Here is a 1,202-nt window from a genome sequence, read left to right as displayed (position 1 = left end):
GTACTCACCCTCCTTGCTAAACTATTAACGCCAGACAGCAAAATATCATCACTATTATCTCCCTCAACAGGCAGCATCCACCCTTTTTTAACAAATGTTTTTGGCAATTTTCGCACGGCAATATTATCCGCACTCATGCTTTTATCGTTAACCGCTATTCTTGTAAGCTGTGGCGCTTTCTTATCATCAACATTTCCAACTCGCGCAGAACGGCTACCTTCTGTCAAAACATTTACGATAGGACTCTTATCTCTCTTACCAGAAAGGGTTTTGGTTAAAAAATTTGCGTAATCATCAGAAGCATTCAAACCAGCAACAGAGAGAAGGCTTTGTGGATAAGATACACCAGCACTTTTTACACCTTCAAGAAATGTGTTTCTAACATCAGGATTTGCTGAAAAAACAGGCGTAACATTCGATAAGAATGTAGCCGCTATAGCCAACGAAAGAACTTTAACAAAAGAAAAACGAGAACGTTTTAATTCACTCGCAGCTTGTGGGGCATATAATTTTTTCATAACAAACTCTCCAATGAAAAAACTTAAAAACACCTCTAAAACATAAAAAAGACACATTTCAGCATTATTGATGTCTTTGGAATTCAGAGTAGACGATCATTGCTTAGAGTGTGAACATTTTGAGTCTTTAGTCTTGTTTTGTTTGTGCTCTCTGTATTGAGACCTAAATGTTTGTCTTTTTGATTATGTTTTGTGGACATAAAGATGACACATTTAGAGTCTAAGTTTTTTAGTGTGCTGTTTTTTCTAACTAAAAAGGGGTCTTTATATTTAATATTACATTTTACTTGGTAGTGGTTACTATAAAATCCTTTGTACTAGGTTTTAATATGTATTTTCCTAATTATAGACTTTATTTTTATTAGAAAGCATGGTTTTGTTAATAATAAGTAAAGTAAAAAGAAATTGTAATATGTCTGGAATATAGTTTTCCTTGGATAACTGGCTTTTTAGTTGGATTTTTTCTTTTTAATATATCATATAATGATATATGCGCGGTCCCGTGATGTACCTTTTATCTTTACGCACTACTTTTCCCCCTTTGAAAGTTATTTCATCAAAATGAGTCTTACTAATATACACTCCCATATTGCTATAGGCTGTTCATGAAAATAGCAACATAAAAATATAACTTTTTAGCAATATGGATTCTACTATGATCTTTTTTCAACAAAATATAGAAAA

General features: G+C 32.8%; 1 pseudogene. It reads right to left on the bottom strand.

Annotated elements, in window-relative coordinates:
• A pseudogene (locus tag ACFIKN_RS01455) lies at positions 1–518 on the bottom strand (hypothetical protein); the annotation flags it as partial.
• Positions 519–1,202: the final 684 nt, after the last annotated feature.

Origin of the sequence: Bartonella sp. CL436QHHD, from assembly GCF_042195105.1 — a bacterium.
Lineage (GTDB): Bacteria > Pseudomonadota > Alphaproteobacteria > Rhizobiales > Rhizobiaceae > Bartonella.
The sequence above is the reverse complement of the archived record's forward strand: the minus strand, read 5'-3'. Positions and strand labels throughout refer to the sequence as shown.